The sequence below is a fragment of the Candidatus Leptofilum sp. genome (assembly GCF_965223525.1).
Taxonomy (GTDB): Bacteria; Chloroflexota; Anaerolineae; order Promineifilales; family Promineifilaceae; genus Leptofilum.
Window position 1 is genome coordinate 430,702 of record NZ_CBDCWX010000004.1, and the last position, 15,986, is coordinate 446,687.

General features: G+C 51.0%; 15 protein-coding genes and 1 pseudogene. 1 reads left to right on the top strand and 15 read right to left on the bottom strand.

The annotated features are described in order from the left end of the window. Window positions 1–22 precede the first annotated feature (22 nt). The 9 genes and pseudogenes from ACOQPM_RS02070 to ACOQPM_RS02110 all read right to left on the bottom strand — a co-directional run bounded on the left by ACOQPM_RS02070 (window position 23) and on the right by ACOQPM_RS02110 (window position 10,061). Window positions 23–691, bottom strand: coding sequence for a hypothetical protein (locus ACOQPM_RS02070; RefSeq protein WP_420627563.1), 669 nt, complete (start codon window positions 689–691; stop codon window positions 23–25). Beyond that, on the bottom strand, window positions 661–1,860 hold the full coding sequence (locus ACOQPM_RS02075) for a hypothetical protein (RefSeq protein WP_420627564.1): 1,200 nt from the start codon (window positions 1,858–1,860) through the stop codon (window positions 661–663). Before ACOQPM_RS02075 ends, ACOQPM_RS02070 begins: the two co-directional genes overlap by 31 nt. A 55-nt stretch (window positions 1,861–1,915) precedes the next feature. Beyond that, a complete protein-coding gene (gene radC, locus ACOQPM_RS02080) occupies window positions 1,916–2,656 on the bottom strand; it encodes a RadC family protein (protein WP_420627565.1) in 741 nt (246 codons plus the stop codon). Continuing rightward, the gene (locus ACOQPM_RS02085) at window positions 2,643–2,828 is read right to left on the bottom strand and encodes a hypothetical protein (RefSeq protein ID WP_420627566.1); all 186 of its coding nucleotides are present in this window, start codon (window positions 2,826–2,828) and stop codon (window positions 2,643–2,645) included. The genes radC and ACOQPM_RS02085 overlap by 14 nt, the downstream gene beginning before the upstream one ends. 105 nt (window positions 2,829–2,933) lie before the next feature. After that, the gene (locus ACOQPM_RS02090; protein WP_420627567.1) at window positions 2,934–4,163 is read right to left on the bottom strand and encodes an AI-2E family transporter; all 1,230 of its coding nucleotides are present in this window, start codon (window positions 4,161–4,163) and stop codon (window positions 2,934–2,936) included. A 275-nt stretch (window positions 4,164–4,438) separates the two neighbouring features. Beyond that, window positions 4,439–6,652, bottom strand: a complete 2,214-nt coding sequence (locus ACOQPM_RS02095) for a polyribonucleotide nucleotidyltransferase (protein WP_420627568.1) — start codon at window positions 6,650–6,652, stop codon at window positions 4,439–4,441. 293 nt (window positions 6,653–6,945) lie between these two features. Further along, window positions 6,946–7,215, bottom strand: a complete 270-nt coding sequence (gene rpsO / locus ACOQPM_RS02100) for a 30S ribosomal protein S15 (protein WP_420627569.1) — start codon at window positions 7,213–7,215, stop codon at window positions 6,946–6,948. Between the two features lie 175 nt (window positions 7,216–7,390). After that, window positions 7,391–8,896 (bottom strand): annotated as a pseudogene (locus ACOQPM_RS02105) (amidase); the annotation flags it as partial. A gap of 82 nt (window positions 8,897–8,978) precedes the next feature. Beyond that, window positions 8,979–10,061, bottom strand: coding sequence for a C45 family autoproteolytic acyltransferase/hydolase (locus tag ACOQPM_RS02110; RefSeq protein ID WP_420627570.1), 1,083 nt, complete (start codon window positions 10,059–10,061; stop codon window positions 8,979–8,981). A 171-nt stretch (window positions 10,062–10,232) separates the two neighbouring features. On the opposite strand from ACOQPM_RS02110, the gene panD reads away from it, so the two are divergent. Then, complete coding sequence (gene panD / locus ACOQPM_RS02115) at window positions 10,233–10,574, top strand: aspartate 1-decarboxylase (protein ID WP_420627571.1); 342 nt, start codon at window positions 10,233–10,235, stop codon at window positions 10,572–10,574. Between the two features lie 44 nt (window positions 10,575–10,618). Here panD and ACOQPM_RS02120 read toward each other — a convergent pair whose 3' ends face one another. The 6 genes from ACOQPM_RS02120 to ACOQPM_RS02145 all read right to left on the bottom strand — a co-directional run bounded on the left by ACOQPM_RS02120 (window position 10,619) and on the right by ACOQPM_RS02145 (window position 15,928). Further along, entirely contained in the window at window positions 10,619–11,119 is a 501-nt protein-coding gene (locus ACOQPM_RS02120; protein ID WP_420627572.1) for a nucleotidyltransferase domain-containing protein, read from the bottom strand. Window positions 11,120–11,306: 187 nt separating this feature from the next. After that, a complete protein-coding gene (locus tag ACOQPM_RS02125; RefSeq protein WP_420627573.1) occupies window positions 11,307–12,398 on the bottom strand; it encodes a DUF4365 domain-containing protein in 1,092 nt (363 codons plus the stop codon). A 60-nt stretch (window positions 12,399–12,458) separates the two neighbouring features. Next, window positions 12,459–14,042, bottom strand: a complete 1,584-nt coding sequence (locus ACOQPM_RS02130) for a phytoene desaturase family protein (protein ID WP_420627574.1) — start codon at window positions 14,040–14,042, stop codon at window positions 12,459–12,461. A gap of 3 nt (window positions 14,043–14,045) precedes the next feature. Further along, window positions 14,046–14,426: a type II toxin-antitoxin system VapC family toxin gene (locus tag ACOQPM_RS02135; protein WP_420627575.1), complete on the bottom strand. Its 381-nt coding sequence runs from the start codon at window positions 14,424–14,426 to the stop codon at window positions 14,046–14,048. Then, entirely contained in the window at window positions 14,416–14,652 is a 237-nt protein-coding gene (locus ACOQPM_RS02140; protein WP_420627576.1) for a type II toxin-antitoxin system Phd/YefM family antitoxin, read from the bottom strand. Before ACOQPM_RS02140 ends, ACOQPM_RS02135 begins: the two co-directional genes overlap by 11 nt. A gap of 76 nt (window positions 14,653–14,728) precedes the next feature. Next, window positions 14,729–15,928, bottom strand: coding sequence for an aminomethyltransferase family protein (locus ACOQPM_RS02145; protein WP_420627577.1), 1,200 nt, complete (start codon window positions 15,926–15,928; stop codon window positions 14,729–14,731). Window positions 15,929–15,986 lie beyond the last annotated feature (58 nt).

Below are 15,986 nucleotides of genomic sequence, written 5' to 3' on the forward strand. Positions count from 1 at the left end.
ATAGTTGTAGGTTTGGCATTACTTACTTTCGGGAAAATAACCTAGCAAAAAAGCTTGGTGTAGGTTTGATGGCTTGGTTTTGGTTGCTAGTTACCTGTTTTAAGATTGCTAGCTCTTTCCGAATGGATTTAAGTTCTGATAGTAATTGTTTGTGATCTTGCTCTTGTTCTTCCTCCCTAGATATTTCAAACCCATAATAAAATATCCAAGCTGTAAACACCCCTCCAAGTAATTCAATGGAAATGTCTGTTTGTTGCTTGATTATAAAATTTTGTACCTCAGAAAAGATTGGAGCAAACTCTTGTATTTCTGGTGCAGTAAATGAGTGTAAAAAATATAGAGTGGCTAAAATAGGCAGCAAGAGTCCAAATGGTTGTATAGAGAGAGGTAACCTTTGGTGGATAAATTTGAAGTAGCCACCAATTGCGAAAAAAAATATACCTATAGGAATGAGTGCTAGCCAGAAAGCGGATACATTTGATTGAGGGTTAAGTCCATCAAAATTGGGTACAAAAATAATCATTCCCACAACGGCAAAAATGACAATTCCCCAAATTCCTAAAAGGCTCACCCCTAGAAAAAACAGGGTATCTGAAAATATCTCAGCTTTTTTGACCCTTTTTCTTTTCATAATATCTCCCTTTTCTCCTACTGGAAAATTTAATCTAAGCCTGTCCAGTTTTTGAGCCACGCTTCTAAATCTTCTGGCTGATTGGCGACCACGGGCGTAAATTTGACTCCTGGATAATGCTGCTGGAACCAGCTTGCCGTCAACACTTCGGGCCAATGGTGGGGGTTTACAGCCAAAACGTGCCGATTTTCCAGATTGCCAATGCCTGCGTCATCTGCTGAAAAACCGATTGTGAAACGGCCGTCATACCCTCCCCTCACCGCTGCCAACATCCACTTTTGGCTGGCCGTTGGGGGTAGCAGAACATAAACGCGACGGTAACTCATCCGGGCTGAATCGCTGGGAACCAACTGCACATTTCTTGCCACTTGCAGCAGCCGCAGCGCCAGCAGCCGCGCCCCAAAATCCCCCACGAAGCGAATATCGTACAGGCCGTCCATGTCGGTGCTAAATTCGTAGCGCCACACAAAGCGTTCGTCGTCCAGCGTCCGCCCTCTGGCTGTCACTTGGCCTTGCGTGTTGTCCGGGCGCATAACGATGAGGTCTGTATATTTGTGCTCTCGGCTGGCGGAGATGACGGCCGTAATCGGTTCCCCCGGTTTGGGCTGCTCGGGCTCTAGGGCGATATGCGTATCCCCCAAACCCACAATATTCACCCCGCGCTTGTGCCGCCCGATGGGGCGCAAAAACGCGTTCCGCCAAAAAATAGATTGCAACCGCTTGGGCAAGTTCGGGGCCGATTTCACAAAAATGGTGATGATTGACGCTTCCGCCTCTGCCTGCGCGCGCACCGTTTCCCAATGGCTGAGTGGCTGTGCTGCCTCGCTCCACACAATGAGCGGGCTGGTAGGGTCAAGTCCGCCCGTGGGATCAATGCCCACCTGCAAATTAACGTTGCTGGCCTCGAGTTGGCTGCCCGGTGACGCATCTTCACTGGACCACGCTTGCCCTTCGACGCTCAACTCATACTGGTTGCCCGCCACGGAGGGAACCTGCTGCCATAAACCAGCTTCGTGCGTCCCCCACGGGGTACTAAGCTGCTGCGTCAAGCTGTCGTCCAGGGTGTAGGCACTAAAAATGGGTGTGCGGTTCTTCCAGTCGGGTGAACCCTCAGCGGCGTTTAGCCACCAAGGTGCCCAACCTGCGGCGATGATGAGGTTTTTGTTGTCACGATACGGATGAAATGGTTTGCCGATACGGCCGTTTGTCAAAAGTTCTTGTCTTGCCATAATTTTTGGGAGATTTGAGACTAGGGATTGCTTAATCTCTAGTTTCTAGGCTCATTTACGAAAACCCCAGCCCCCGTTCCTTCATGGAGACAAAGCGATTATGCCCAATAACAATGTGATCCAGCACGTCAATGTTAAGTAGCGAACCAGCTTTTACAAGCTGCTGCGTTACAGCCACGTCTTCAGAGGAGGGTGAAGGGTCACCGGAGGGATGGTTGTGGGCCACGATGAAAGCGGCCGCATTTTCCTTGATGGCTGCGCGAAATAGTTCCCCAACGCGAATGACCGAGGTGTTCAGGCTGCCAACGTAGATGGTGGGCGTGGCCAGCACGCGATTGCGCGTATCCATCAAAATCAGGCGCAGATGCTCTTTTTCCAAAAAGCTCATCTCCGACATTAGCAGGTTAGCAGCATCGCCTGGGGACGTGATGCGCGGCTTTTCTTGGGGCGCGCTGGTTAGCAGCCGACGGCCGATTTCCAGCGCAGCCTTGATCTCTACCGCCTTAGCCGGGCCAACCCCCTTCACTCTGGTCAGTTCAGCAATAGAGGCACGCGCCAGGCCAGGTAAATCCTGGAAAGTGGTTAGCAGCCGCTCTGCCAACCGCAGCACGTTTTCGCCCGGCACGCCGGAGCGCAAAATGATAGCCAGCAGTTCAGCAGTGGAAACGGCTCGCTCCCCAACTTTGAGCAGCCGCTCACGGGGGCGTTCATGCTCGGCCAAATCCCGCATCATGAGGCTGTAGGTAGCGGCTGGCTCGGTTTCGGTGGAACGGCCGTTTACCTCACGACTTGTCATTTGCGTCGCTCATTAGCTCCAAAAACTCTTCCCACTCGTCAGATGCCAGATGCAGGGTGATGCTGCCCAGCTCCACATGGTAAAAAAAGCCATCGTCATTCGGGCTGCGCCAGACGGCGAAATTTTCGGTTTCGGCAACCATATCAACTTCCATTTTTTCATCGTTACTCATTGGATTGTTTATCCTTTTTTGTGTGAAGGTTGGCAAGGTGGCAAACGGCCGTACATAACTTAAGATGCCGTCAATTGTAAGCCTGGCGCGTCAAAAATACCAAAATTATGAAGCGGTGGCCGTATTGTCTGGTTTGTCTGGATTTTGTGGTAGGGATGGGGTGGAAACGGCCGTTGTCGGTGCTTTCACCTTTGTAAAAGGCATAAACTTATCAGAAAACGGATCCTGATCCGTCAGCTTGCAATAAATGTACATCCAAATAAGCCGGATACTAGCCAGCACCGGGGCTGCCAATAGCACACCCAAAATGCCCGCCACGCTGGCTCCACCCAACACACCCAACAACACCGCCAGCGGATGCAGCTTCAGATGATGCCCAATAATACGCGGCACCAGATAATAATTTTCAAATTGGTAAATGAACCCATAAATGCCCAGCACCAGCACCGCAAACCAAAACGGTGACATCAAGCTGCCCAGCCAACTGGCATCTGTCTGGATAGCAGCAATTAGCACGGCCGGAATAGCCGCCAAAATTGGGCCAAACGTCGGAATCAGCTCCATAAATCCAGCAATAAGTGCCAACGTCATCGCGTTTGGCAGCCCAATAATAAGCGCAATGAAAAAAATGATGACCCCTACCACTACGCAAAGCACCAGTTGGCCCCGCAGAAAAGCGTTCCAGGTAATGCTAATGCCCTCACTTAGCTGGTACAAATCACTCTGATATGATTTTGGGGCCAATTTAACAAGGGATTCAAATAGCGTTTCGTGATCTTTTACCAGATAAAATGATAAAAAGAGGACCATAATCGTCCAGCCGACGGTTGAAATCGTTGCCGTTGCCAGACTCCCAAAAATGCTAATCGTTTGCCCGCCCAAAGTTTGCACCACCTGAACCAAATTGTTGCTTAACGACGCAAATAGCTGGTCCAATGAAAGCTGGTCAACGGGCAGCACAATATCATCAGCCAGAACAATTGGATCCTGGAAGAACTCACCAATATCACGAATGTATTGGGGTGTACGATGGATAAAGTTGTTCACCTGCGTCACAATGGGGTTTATGGTGCTAACCGGGATGGAAACCAGAGCAGCTACCAACAATAGATAGACAAGCCCAATAGAGAGATTGCGGCTGAGCGGTGTGCGCCGCGAAATTTGCGTAACCAAAGGCTCAATCAAATAAGCCAAAATCATGGCCATACTCAATGGCAACAATAGCAAGCGAAAACGATAAAGCGCCAATGAGAGCAGCACAAACATAATCAACAGCACAAGCCGCTTGTTGTGAGGACTCCAAGGAGGGGAACTGGAACGAACGTTACGTTTCATGGTCGTGACACCGATTCCTGTACAAATATCAAGTTTGGCAGTGGCAGGGTAGGACACACCCTGATGACATTATTGTACACGGAAAAACCTGTCATTGGGAATGACGTTCACAAGAAAAAGCGTGTGCAGATATGCGATTTCTTGATGACATTTGAATAGACTTGGAAAAGTCAGAAATCGCATCTCTTTTCCAGAAACTTAGATAAACGCAAAACGCCCAGACAGTTGTGGCCTGGGCGTTTGTCATGATGAATTATTTACTCGCGTACTGGTAGTTAACGACGGCCTCGGCCACCACCGCGATTGTCACGGCCACGACCACCACCGCGATTGCCGCCACGATTCCCACCGCCACCAGAGCGCTTTGGTTTGTCGTCGGCGCGAGCTTCCTCCAGGGTAAAGCCTTCCAGAACCGCCTTGCGAGACAGGCGCACCTTGCCATCTGGCGTGACGTCAGTGACCATTACCATTACCTCATCCCCAAGTTGCAGAGCATCCTCCACTCGTTTGATATGGTCGGCAGAGATTTGGGAGATGTGGACCAGGCCGTCGGTGCCGGGCAGGAACTCAATGAACGCGCCAAAATCGGTGATACGCACCACTTTACCGGGGTAAATGGCACCCGGTTCAGGCGATTTGGTCATGCCGTCAATTTGTTGCACAGCCATTTCCGCTTTGGGGCCATCTACACCGGCCACAAAGATGGTGCCATCTTCCTGGATGTCAATGGAAACTTCATATGTTTCTTCCAGACTGCGAATGGTTGCGCCGCCTTTGCCAATGACTGCACCAATCTTGTCGGGGTCAATTTTGATGGAAAGCATCCGGGGGGCGTTTGCGCTTAACTCAGAACGAGGTTCAGAGATGGTTTCTAGCATGTTGGCCAGAATGTGCAGCCGACCCACTTTGGCCTGCTCCAGAGCCTGCGCCATTAGCTCTTTGGTGATGCCCGCAATTTTGATGTCCATTTGCAGGGCGGTAATACCTTCACTGGTTCCGGCGACTTTGAAGTCCATATCGCCCAGGTGATCTTCCATCCCCTGAATGTCGGTGAGAACAGCAAATTTTTCGCCGTCGGTTACCAGACCCATTGCCACACCGGCGACTGGGCGTTTAATCGGCACGCCGCAGTCCATGAGGGCTAAGGTAGAGGCACAAACGCTGGCCTGGCTGGTGCTGCCGTTGGAGGAGAGCACCTCAGACACCACGCGAATGGTGTAGGGGAATTCTTCTTCGCTGGGAATCATCGGACGCAGAGCGGTTTCTGCCAGGGCACCATGACCAATCTCGCGCCGCTTGGGGCCGCGCAGGAACCAGGTCTCGCCGGTGGAGAAGGGGGGGAAGTTGTAGTGGTGCATGTAGCGACGGGTGTCGTCGCTGGTGAGCCCTTCAATTTTTTGAGCCTCGCGGGGAGTGCCCAGCGTGGCTAGGGAAAGCACCTGGGTTTCGCCACGTTTGAATAGGCCAGAGCCGTGGGTACGCGGCACAAGGTTAATTTCGGAGGATAACGGCCGTACGGTGGTGTAATCACGGCCGTCTGGGCGAATGCCTTCATACAGGATGCGGTCACGGACGGCTTTCTTTTGCACACCGGTTATTACTTCGCGTACTTCGCTGAGGTTGGTGGTTTCGTCGATTTCAAAGAAGTCGTTGACGATTTCTTCGCGCAGGTCCCCCATTTGCTCATTGCGCTCGTATCGGTCAGTGGTGCCAGCCACGATCTCCGTGATGCGGGAGCCGATTTTGTCTTTTACGGCCGTTTCCAACGCCTCATCCACAGAACTCAGCACAATCTCATCTTTTTCCTTGCCAATCGCGTCGCGCATTTCATTCACCAGATTGATGAATGGCTGCATGGCTGCATGACCAAAATCCAATGCTTCGACCAGCAGTTCTTCGGTCACTTCATCCGCGCCAGCTTCTACCATGATGATGGCATCTTTGGTGCCTGCCAAGCGCAGGTCTAGACTGCTGTTTTCCATCTCTGGTACGGTGGGGTTAGCCACAAATTCGCCATTGATGTAGCCTACGCGCACGGCACCGATAGGGCCAGCCCAGGGAATGTTGGAGATGTGCAGCGCGGCACTGGCAGCATTGACGGCCAGGATGTCTAGATGGTGCTCACCGTCTGCTGAGAGCGTGCTGGTGATGATTTGTACTTCGTTACGCATGCCTTTGGGGAACAACGGCCGTAACGGACGATCCGTTAGCCGTGACACTAAAACTGCTTCTGTGGTGGGGCGGCCTTCACGCTTGAAGTAGCCACCCGGAATACGGCCGCCAGCGTACATCTTCTCTTCAAAATCAACGCTCAGGGGAAAGAAATCTAACCCTTCGCGCACAGTTTTGGACATAGTGGCTGTAGACAGCAACATACAGTCGCCCACGCGAATGGTGACCGCACCGCCAGCTTGCCCAGCCAATTTACCTGTGGCAATTGTAATTTCTTCATTGCCAATGCGGGTGGTAAAATTTTGTTCAGAACTCATTGAATAAACCTCCATAAAGGTGAGTTACTTGGGAAGAGCGGTTTTCTAAAGACGAAACTGCCAGATAGATCGCAAAAAACAATCCACCAACGTTTCGGGCAGCATTGTGAGCTATGAAAAACGCTTTTCCGTTCGTTTTGGTTGGAGGGGATGGATTAGGGACTGGGGATTGGCACATACACCGGACAATTTGCCGTATGTAACAATACCCAATTCCTAAACCGCCAAACCCGCTCCAGAAATAAAAACGGAGGGGCGACAACCGCGTCACCCCTCGTTGAATACCTTTTTAATTAACGACGCAGACCCAATCGGCCCAAAATCTCGCGGTACCGTTCTGGGTGACGCTTGCGTAAGTAGGCCAGCAAACGGCGACGCTTACCAACCAGTTTCAGCAGCCCCCGACGGGAGCTTTCGTCGTGCTTGTGCATGCGTAGATGCTCCTGCAACTGCTTAATGCGACGATCAAAAATCGCAATTTGCACCTCAGCAGAGCCGGTGTCGCCTTCACTTTGAGCAAAATCGGAAATCAATTCGGCTTTTTCTGTACCATCTAGTGGCATAAGGTTGAACCTCCAAAAAACTAATTTAGCCTGTAGGCCGCCGTGCCGATGTCGTCGCACCTCCAAGCCACCGGAGATTATAGCCCAAACAAAACAGTTTACAAATTTGTTCAAAGTTTTTTCTCAGCAATGAGAGGAGTGAGCATCCTCAGATGCGAGCGGGGTTTTCCAGTTGTTAAGAAAATTTTAGCGTGGGCAAAAATTGGGGTGGCTGGCGCACCTGCGTTGCTTGCTCAAACGCATAGGCCAGCCGCAGCAGCGTTGGCTCTTGCCACGCCCCACCAATGAACGAGATACCTACTGGCAGCCCAAATATGTATCCTGCCGGAACTGTGATGTTAGGATACCCCGCTACGGCCGCAGGCGAGGAACTTGCGCCGCCGTAATTATCTCCATTTACCCAATCGGTCAGCCAGGCCGGGCCGCCTGTGGGGGCGACAATCGCGTCTAGCTGATGTGCCTTGAGCGTGGCATCAATCCCCTCATCCCGCGCTAGGCGATGGTTATTAGCAAGAGCCTCGCGGTAAGCTTCGTCGCTGATGTCTCCCTTTGCTTGGGCAGCTTCAAACAGTTCCTGACCAAAATAGGGCATGATTGTTTCTTTGTTGGCTTGGTTGAAGGTGATGAGGTCGGCCAATGTGCGGTGGACGACTGTTTTGGGGGTGGTGGCCAGATAGGCATTCAGATTGTGCTTGAATTCATACAGCAGCACCTCAAATTCAGAGTCGCCAAACTGACCCTTGGTTTCTACGTTGGCCGGGTCAATGATGATGGCACCCTGCTGACGCATCGTTTCAATCGCTTGCTCGATAACCGCGTCTACGTAAGGGTTATAGCCGAAGAAGTTGCGCGAGACGCCAATTCTGGCACCGTTTAGACCGTTTTTGTCTAAAAATTGCGTGTAGTCGGTATGGCTGTTGCCTGCACTTTTTGCTGTTGTGGCGTCGCGTGGGTCTGTGCCTGTGAGTGCGCCGAGCAGAACGGCCGTATCCCACACAGTTCTAGCCATCGGGCCAGCCGTATCCTGGCTGTGTGAGATGGGGACGATGCCAGACCGCCCGACCAGCCCCACGGTGGGCTTCATGCCGACGATGCCATTAACATGAGAGGGGCAAACAATCGAGCCGTCGGTTTCGGTGCCAATGGCGGCAGCGCCCAGGTTGGCAGCAACTGCCACGCCAGAACCAGAGCTACTGCCACACGGATTGCGATCCAGCGCGTACGGATTGTGTACTTGGCCACCCGCGCTGCTCCAGCCACTGCTGGAGCGGGAAGAGCGAAAGTTGGCCCACTCACTCAAGTTGGTTTTGCCCAGGAGAATGGCGCCAGCGGCGCGTAGGCGTTCAGCTACAAAGCTGTCTTGCTGGGCAAAGTTTTGGGCAAGTGCCAGCGACCCGGCGGTGGTGGGCAGGGGGTCAGTGGTCTCGATGTTGTCTTTAAGCAAAATGGGGATGCCGTGTAGTGGGCTGCGTGGTCCACGAGCTTTGCGCTCTGCGTCTAGCTCCTCAGCCATGGCGAGCACCTCTGGGTTGATGGCCAAGACACTGTTGAGTTTGGGGCCAGTCTGGTCAATTTGCTGGATGCGATCCAGGTAAAGCTGCACGATCTCTTTGGCACGCATCGTGCCGCTGTCCATCATTTGCTGTAACTGGCTAATGCTCCACGCTTCCATTGGATTTCCTTTTGCTTGTGGAGGTGACTGTCACTGGCCTTAACCCACTTCATTAACCAAGCATCTTTTGGCCAGTGACAGTCACCTTGGGCTAATTGATTGTAAATTGCTCGTATTCGTTTTCGCTGGGGAGGCCCCAAACGGCCCAGAAGGTGCCTGTTTTGGGCTGCATAATGGCTGCGCCGCAGGATTCCACGTGGAACGGCGGCTGGGCGCGGACGCAGATGGCTTCCGAGTTGCGGGTGAGGGCAATGAGATGGTGGATGGTTAACGGCCGTTCCCCCAAAAGCTCCTCTGCTCTATCCAATCTAGCCTCAGAACTAACCTGCGCTTCTGGTGGGCGTGCCTGGGCAAACTGTTGCGTCTGCGGCCGTAGGCAATGGTTGGTGTGAATCAACGGTTTCTCAGCGAGTGGAGTAATGGCGTGATGGCTGGACATCGCTTCAATGTTGTAACCACGGCCGTTTCCATCAAAAAGCAAATAATTATGCGCCCCGGCCAGCTTCGCCTCGGTGATGTAGGCGAGCGCGTCGTCGAGATTGTCTTGTTGCAGTACCTTCCGCACCACAAACGGCCAGGTGACGCCGATTTGCCCGTCTGCCCCCAGCAGATTGTTGATGCCAATGCAGATGCCGTGTCCATTCATCCCAATTTGCCCCACGCAGCCGGTGGTGGTGAACACAAGGCTGCGCGGCGCATCATCTGGCTGCACGTCCAGCAGGATGACGTATTGGGTCGCCGTGTCGTGCATGTCCCACGTTTGGCCAAAGAAGCCTGCGCCCTCGGCCGCGCCATCTGGCACGATGAAGGCGGTGCAGTCATCAACGGGCAAGCGTGCCTTTTTTTGCTGCATGACGCTGTAAACCACGTCTACAAAATCAGTGAAGCCACCGACGATGATCAGTTCTGCCAGAGAGAGTTGGGTCGCAGCGGCCAGCCCTTGCAGCTCCTGAAAGAGGTCTGGCGCGTAGGCTTCGTGGGCAGGCAGACAGGCTTCAGCCAGCGCCAGCACCTCGCTGCGGGGCAAGGGGCCACCGCTCCACAAGCCATCGCAGACGAGCTGGATGCGTTCCTCGGTGTATTGGCGGATTTGGGTGTGGTAGGAACGGCCGTGTACAAACCCAATCTCATACGGCGTGCCACTCGCTTTTAGGACGCGGATTTTTCTGCTCATCGGCTGATCTCCATTTGGATCATTTGTGGCGGGCGTTCTAACGAAAATTATACGATTTTGCTCTGAGCAATATGTTAATATTTCCTTCGGATATTCGATTTAGCAACATCTGACCCGAAAATAAGAAGTATCAAAACTGATTTGTGGGCAACTGTAAAGGATTTACACATAATGCGATGGATGTTACACGGCAAAATTCACAAAGCAACTGTCACTCAGGCGGACGTGAATTATGTCGGCAGTATTACGATTGATAAAGAACTGGTTGATTTGGTTGGCTTTCGCCCTGGCGAAAAAGTATTGGTGGTAAGCAACACCTCTGGCTCTCGACTGGAAACGTACATTATTGAAGGCAAACCTGGCTCCGGCGACATTTTCATGAACGGTGCGGCCGCGCACCTTATCAAAAAGGGAGAAGAAATCATCATCATCGGCTTTGAGCTAACGGATGAACTGATTGAGCCAACCAATATTTTGGTTGATGAGAACAACAAATTTGAAAGATATTTGTAGCAGCCATTATTACCCCGGAAATTTTGAGTTTCCGGGGTAATTGATTAGCTCATGATGATTTGGTTTAGCGTTTTCATGCTCTGCAAATCTTTGGTGCGTGGCGATCGTCCGGTGTCTTTTTGGTAACCTACTTTTTCCTCCAACAACTGCGCTGGCGAAAGGACATGACAAAACGAACCATCAAGTTCCTGTGGCGGCAATGACAGCGCCTCAGGTAGCCACACCCAGTCGGGGATGCCTTCTACAAACAGTTCCCCTCTAATTTGCGAAATAAACACAACGCTGATTTCCTGCCCACATTTTGTGAAATCGTATTGAACGCCTGTGTCGCGCATAAATGTAAAGTCTGCTTGCTCAAACAAGCTGCGTAATTGCACGGCATGACGTTTCCAGGCGACCAAATCAATATCGCTGTGTTCGCGGGTAATGCGTTCCAAAAGAAAGTCAACTGCCCAGCCACCGCGCAGCCAAAATGGAATGCCAGCCGTATGAAGCACGCTCTGAATTTGTGAGATTATATCGAATTGAATTTGTGTGTTTTTCATGGGGCTTGCATGGAAACGGCCGTTTCCGCCACCAGCTCCCGGTACATTTTGATCATCTCTGCCCGGCAGCCTGTTTGAATGAGGGCGATTGTTGTGTTTTTCATAACAAAGTTAGCGAGCATGTAAGTAGGCGAGTATCATAAAAGTGTCAGCTTAAGAAAATAAAGTTATGCAAATGTGAACAATACTAAAAGAACAGTTCAAAACTTCGCTTCGCTTTAAGTTCCTTGCGTAAGCCCTGAACCATTTGTTTTATTTCATTATCTGAAAAGAGATGTTGGTATGTGTCGATTAGTTTCACGCATTTATTGATTCTAGCATCGTTTATCTGCATGAAATAAACTAAAACTAAAAGGGACCAATACCGGCTCTCATTATCAACATCTACATCGGCCAAAATTGACTCAAGAACAGCTTCACGGTTCTTAACATTCCAAAGGATAACATATACAGATTGACCAATTGCACCACGGGTGAATCCACCACCATCAGTCACTATTTCTAACATTGTTAAAACTTCTTCTTTGCCAAAGCTTTCGTTCAAGAAAGCTAATGCTGCTTTTCGTGTGTTTTCTTGAATATAGTTTCCACCATGCCAGAGAATGTCCCCATGACCAGGTAAATAGGCAATCATGTTTGTAAGCTGAAACAACATCGGATGCCCCCGAAAATTCCGGTAACAAGTTATGACGTAATACCAACTCACAAAATCTTGTCTTTGAAACGTGAATAAATATTTCATTCCATCCAGGCAATTACGATAGTTCTTTCTATCGGAAAATTTTCGCAAAGCAGTTCCTAATCTGCGTTTATATGGTTCAAGATAGTTGAGGAAATGATTTGCAAACTCGGCAAAAGTTTCTTGAGAGAAGACTTGTGATTGAGGAATGGTTATATTATATGGACCATCATTAATTACATTGGGATTTTGTGATAAATATTCTGTTACATCGTACCAGACAGCTTGATTATTCTTGGGACTATAAACAATACATCCAATTGGTAATGAATGTGATGCCCAATACTCAAAGTGATCCTTGTCAGATTTTAAGACGTAGTTTCCATCTGGCTTCACATATGAATCTCCTGATTTGATTTGAACAAAAATACAGCATCCTGTTGCTTCCTCGTCCTTTATGAATTCAATATATGCATCATTTCCAATATCATTTTCTAGTGCCACTTCTTGGAAAATAGAGTTATGAACGTTAACAATATCCCTGGCAAATTTGACACCAGCGATTGAAATAGATTTTGTCCGTTTGCGTTTTGTAGTCATATTGTGATTTCTATTTACCTTTTACTTGCCGACTTGCTTAATAGCCAATCGCAAACTCGCTTACTTCTTCAAATCCCCCAAAATCTGCGCGGCGGCTAGCTTCCCCGGTGCGCCCATGACGCAGCCGCCGGGATGCGTGCCCGAGCCACATTGGTAGTAGCCCTTGATTGGCGTGCGGTACTGGTTCCAGCCCGGTGCGGGGCGGAAAAAGTACATTTGTGGCCCCATAAATTCCCCAGCGAAGATGTTACCTTCGCTTAGCCCCACCGTGCGCTCGATGTCCAGCGGCGTGACCACCTCCCGGTGCAAAACAAGGTCGCTAAAGTTAGGGAAGATCTCGGTGAGGGTTTGCTGCACCACATCGCCAAAATTCTCTTTTTCGCTATCCCAATCGCTACCTTTGAGCTTGTAGGGCGTGTACTGGACAAAGCAGGACATGATATGTTTTCCCGGCGGGGCCATATCTGGGTCTATGGTTGATTGGATGCAGCAGTCTATGTAAGGTTTCCTGCTATACCAGCCATATTTCGCATCATCAAAGGCGCGTTCGATGTAATCCATCGTAGGGCCAATGTTCATGAAGCCCCGGAAAATATCGGTGCGGCCGGGCAATGACGGGTATTCCGGCAGGCCATCCAGCGCAAAATTCACCTTGGACGACACCCCTTGATACTTGAAATTTTCAATCGTTTCTACCAGATCGGTAGGCAAATCGCGCGGCTCGACGAGTTTGAGGAAGGTGTGGCGCGGGTCTAACGCGCTGATGATGATGTCAGCGTAAAGCTCGTCGCCGTTTTGCAGCGCCACGCCAATCGCCTCACCATTTTTGGTGATGACTTCGCTCACGGCCGCGTCCAACCGAATTTCGCAGCCAAACGATTGTGCAGCGCGGGCTACTGCCTGGGTGAAGCCGCCGTTGCCCCCTTTGTGGAAGCCCCAGTCGCCAATGCTGCCGTCAAAATCGCCGAGCTTGTGGTACAGCAGCACCAGCCCCGACCCCTGCGAGCGCGGCCCAACCTTGGTGCCAATCAGCCCGCTGGAGCAGAAGGCTGCTTTAAGGACATCGGTTTCAAAATTGTCGTCCAGCAGGTCGGCCGCGCTGCCTGTGAGCAGACGGGTGAGCATGTGCAGCACTTTGGGGTTTTGGTTGCCAAGATGCGATCCCACGGCCGCTAAGCGGGCCAACTCTTCTGGCTCGCTGCTGGTGATGTCGGGCGGGATGCTGTCTACCAGCGGCTTCACCGCCTGCACCACCTGCTTAATGATGTGCCAGTAATCGTGATATGCCTCGGCGTCTTTGGCCGAATGGCGGGCAATTTCGTGGTAATTTTGGTAGCTGTCTGGCCCCATCAGCAGGTAGTCGCCGTTTTCAGCAGGGGTGAAGGTATTGGGCATGGGCAGGATCATCAGGCCGTGCTTCACTAGCTCCAGCTCCTGAATAATGTCAGGGCGCAGCAGGCTGAGGGCGTAAGAGAAGGTGGTGAAGTGGAAGCCGGGCTTTAGCTCCTCGGTGATGGCTGCGCCGCCAACGAGGTGTCGCTTCTCTAGCACCACCGTTTTCAGCCCCGCTTTGGCCAGGTACGCGCCATTCACCAGCCCATTGTGACCACCGCCGATTACAATTGCATCATATTTTTTAGACATCTTTTACCCTGGTTTAAATTTTACGATTTCCACATCTTTGATCGGTGTGTAATGTTTGGCGTTGCCAGTTAGTAGAGAGAGGCCGTGGGTAACGGCCGTTGCACCAATCAAAGCATCTGCAAGGTGAACAGGGTGGCTCAGGTAATATTGCTCAACAAAAAACATCGCCTTGCTGGAAATTTCTTCATTGATGTAGATGATTTCTGTTTTCCAGGCACGTAAAGCGCGACGCAATGCCCGCAGCTCGTTCTTATTCCTCATCCCTTGCACCAATTCCATATAGGTCACAACAGATATGCTGAATCGAGGATAGGTTTCAATTGTTTCTCTGGCCTTTTCATTGCCGCGCATATACCAAACGATGATATCAGTATCAATCAGCATCAAACCGCCCCTTGCGGATATTGCGAATATACGCTGCTACATCTTCAGACTTTGAATCGTCTGCCCATATTCCAAAAAGTTCGTCCTCAATGGCAATTTCATCTTCAAAAGGAATTAACTTTGCTTGAGGTTTTCCTCGATATGTAATGATCACCTCTTCCCCTCTGGAAACCGTATCTAATAGTTCTTTGACGTTAAATCTCAAATCTTTTGCTGTGGCTTGCATAAAATCACCTCCGAAGTTTACACTCTAAAGTATAAACTTGTAATAGCCTTTGTCAATAATGAGTCTGATTGGCGGCTTATCGTCTTTTGTGGGGTGGATCATAAAAGGGCGTCCGCACGACGTTGGCCAACACGTATTTGGGCCGATGGACCACCATGAGTTCGAGATACGCTTCGCTGCCGAGTTTGCTGAGGTGCGGCGGCAGCTTGCCAATGGCAATGTGCCGCTTGAGCAGTGAGGAGTACATGAGGCTGGTGGCGTAGCCCAAGTAGTTGCGTTCCGCGTCGTACAGTGAATGCGCTTCTTCGAGGGGCATTGTCTCTTTTGGCGGGATGAGGCCGAGGTCTTCATATGTCTGGTCATAGGCCTGCCAATCGAGCATGAGGCCGATGGTTTTCCAGCGGGAGGTTTTGTTTTTGATTTCGTTTTCGATGGCTTGACGGCCAATGAACGGCCGTTCCTCATCCGCCAACTTCCGAAACATCCAATCAAACCCCAGCTCCAGTGGTGTTTCCCGCTGCTCGGCAATCCAGGCATAGCGCGACGATGAAAAATCAACATCCAGCAGAAGCAGCCCCGCTTCGAGGCGGGCCATCTTCAACGCCCACAAGCCTATCGGCATGATGTTGTAGTTGGCACCAGCCGCCATGAGTGAATCCCAGACGGTAAGCGCATCCTCTGTTTTGATCCAGATTTCAAAGCCGAGGTCGCCCGTGTAGCCGGTGCGGGACAAAATGACGGGCTTTTGGGCGATTTTGGTTTGGGTGACGTGGAAGTAAGGGAGGTCAACGGCCGTTTCTGTGAGTTGCGCCAGGACGGTGCGCGAGTGTGGTCCTTGCACGGCCAAAATGCCGTACTCTTTGGAGATGTCGCTAATTTCCACGCGGTGATGGCCGATTAAGTTGGCAAAGTAGCGCAGGTTTGGTTCGGCGGCGGTGAGTAGAAATTCATCTTCACTCAGTCGCAGCACCACGCCATCTTCCAGCATGTAGCCCGCATCATCGCACCAGATGGTGTACTGGGCTTGCCCCGGTTGGCAGGTGCGAATGTCTCGCGCCAGCACGCCTGACAGGAAGCACTCAGCGTCTGGCCCTTTGATACGGTATTTGAACAACGGCGAAGTGTCGAATACGGCTACGCCGCTGCGGATGGCGAAATATTCGGTGAGTGTGGAGAATTGGTAATTTTGCGCCGCCGCATAGCCCGCCCAATGCTTCCACAGCATCGTTTCGCTCAGCGGGGCGAGGCGGGGATAAAAGGGGGTTGTTTTGACCATTTATATTCCTGTGGTTGAAGTATGGAATTTTTTGTAAATAACGTTACGAGATTTTAGT

Excerpts from the sequence above, each read along its gene's own strand:
- ACOQPM_RS02145 (WP_420627577.1), bottom strand. The coding sequence starts at position 15,928 with ATGGTCAAAACAACCCCCTTTTATCCCCGCCTCGCCCCGCTGAGCGAA.
- ACOQPM_RS02125 (WP_420627573.1), bottom strand. The coding sequence starts at position 12,398 with ATGACTACAAAACGCAAACGGACAAAATCTATTTCAATCGCTGGTGTC.
- ACOQPM_RS02130 (WP_420627574.1), bottom strand. The coding sequence starts at position 14,042 with ATGTCTAAAAAATATGATGCAATTGTAATCGGCGGTGGTCACAATGGG.
- panD (WP_420627571.1), top strand. The coding sequence starts at position 10,233 with ATGCGATGGATGTTACACGGCAAAATTCACAAAGCAACTGTCACTCAG.
- radC (WP_420627565.1), bottom strand. The coding sequence starts at position 2,656 with ATGACAAGTCGTGAGGTAAACGGCCGTTCCACCGAAACCGAGCCAGCC.
- ACOQPM_RS02140 (WP_420627576.1), bottom strand. The coding sequence starts at position 14,652 with ATGCAAGCCACAGCAAAAGATTTGAGATTTAACGTCAAAGAACTATTA.
- rpsO (WP_420627569.1), bottom strand. The coding sequence starts at position 7,215 with ATGCCACTAGATGGTACAGAAAAAGCCGAATTGATTTCCGATTTTGCT.
- ACOQPM_RS02075 (WP_420627564.1), bottom strand. The coding sequence starts at position 1,860 with ATGGCAAGACAAGAACTTTTGACAAACGGCCGTATCGGCAAACCATTT.
- ACOQPM_RS02090 (WP_420627567.1), bottom strand. The coding sequence starts at position 4,163 with ATGAAACGTAACGTTCGTTCCAGTTCCCCTCCTTGGAGTCCTCACAAC.
- ACOQPM_RS02120 (WP_420627572.1), bottom strand. The coding sequence starts at position 11,119 with ATGAAAAACACACAAATTCAATTCGATATAATCTCACAAATTCAGAGC.
- ACOQPM_RS02135 (WP_420627575.1), bottom strand. The coding sequence starts at position 14,426 with ATGCTGATTGATACTGATATCATCGTTTGGTATATGCGCGGCAATGAA.
- ACOQPM_RS02085 (WP_420627566.1), bottom strand. The coding sequence starts at position 2,828 with ATGAGTAACGATGAAAAAATGGAAGTTGATATGGTTGCCGAAACCGAA.
- ACOQPM_RS02095 (WP_420627568.1), bottom strand. The coding sequence starts at position 6,652 with ATGAGTTCTGAACAAAATTTTACCACCCGCATTGGCAATGAAGAAATT.
- ACOQPM_RS02110 (WP_420627570.1), bottom strand. The coding sequence starts at position 10,061 with ATGAGCAGAAAAATCCGCGTCCTAAAAGCGAGTGGCACGCCGTATGAG.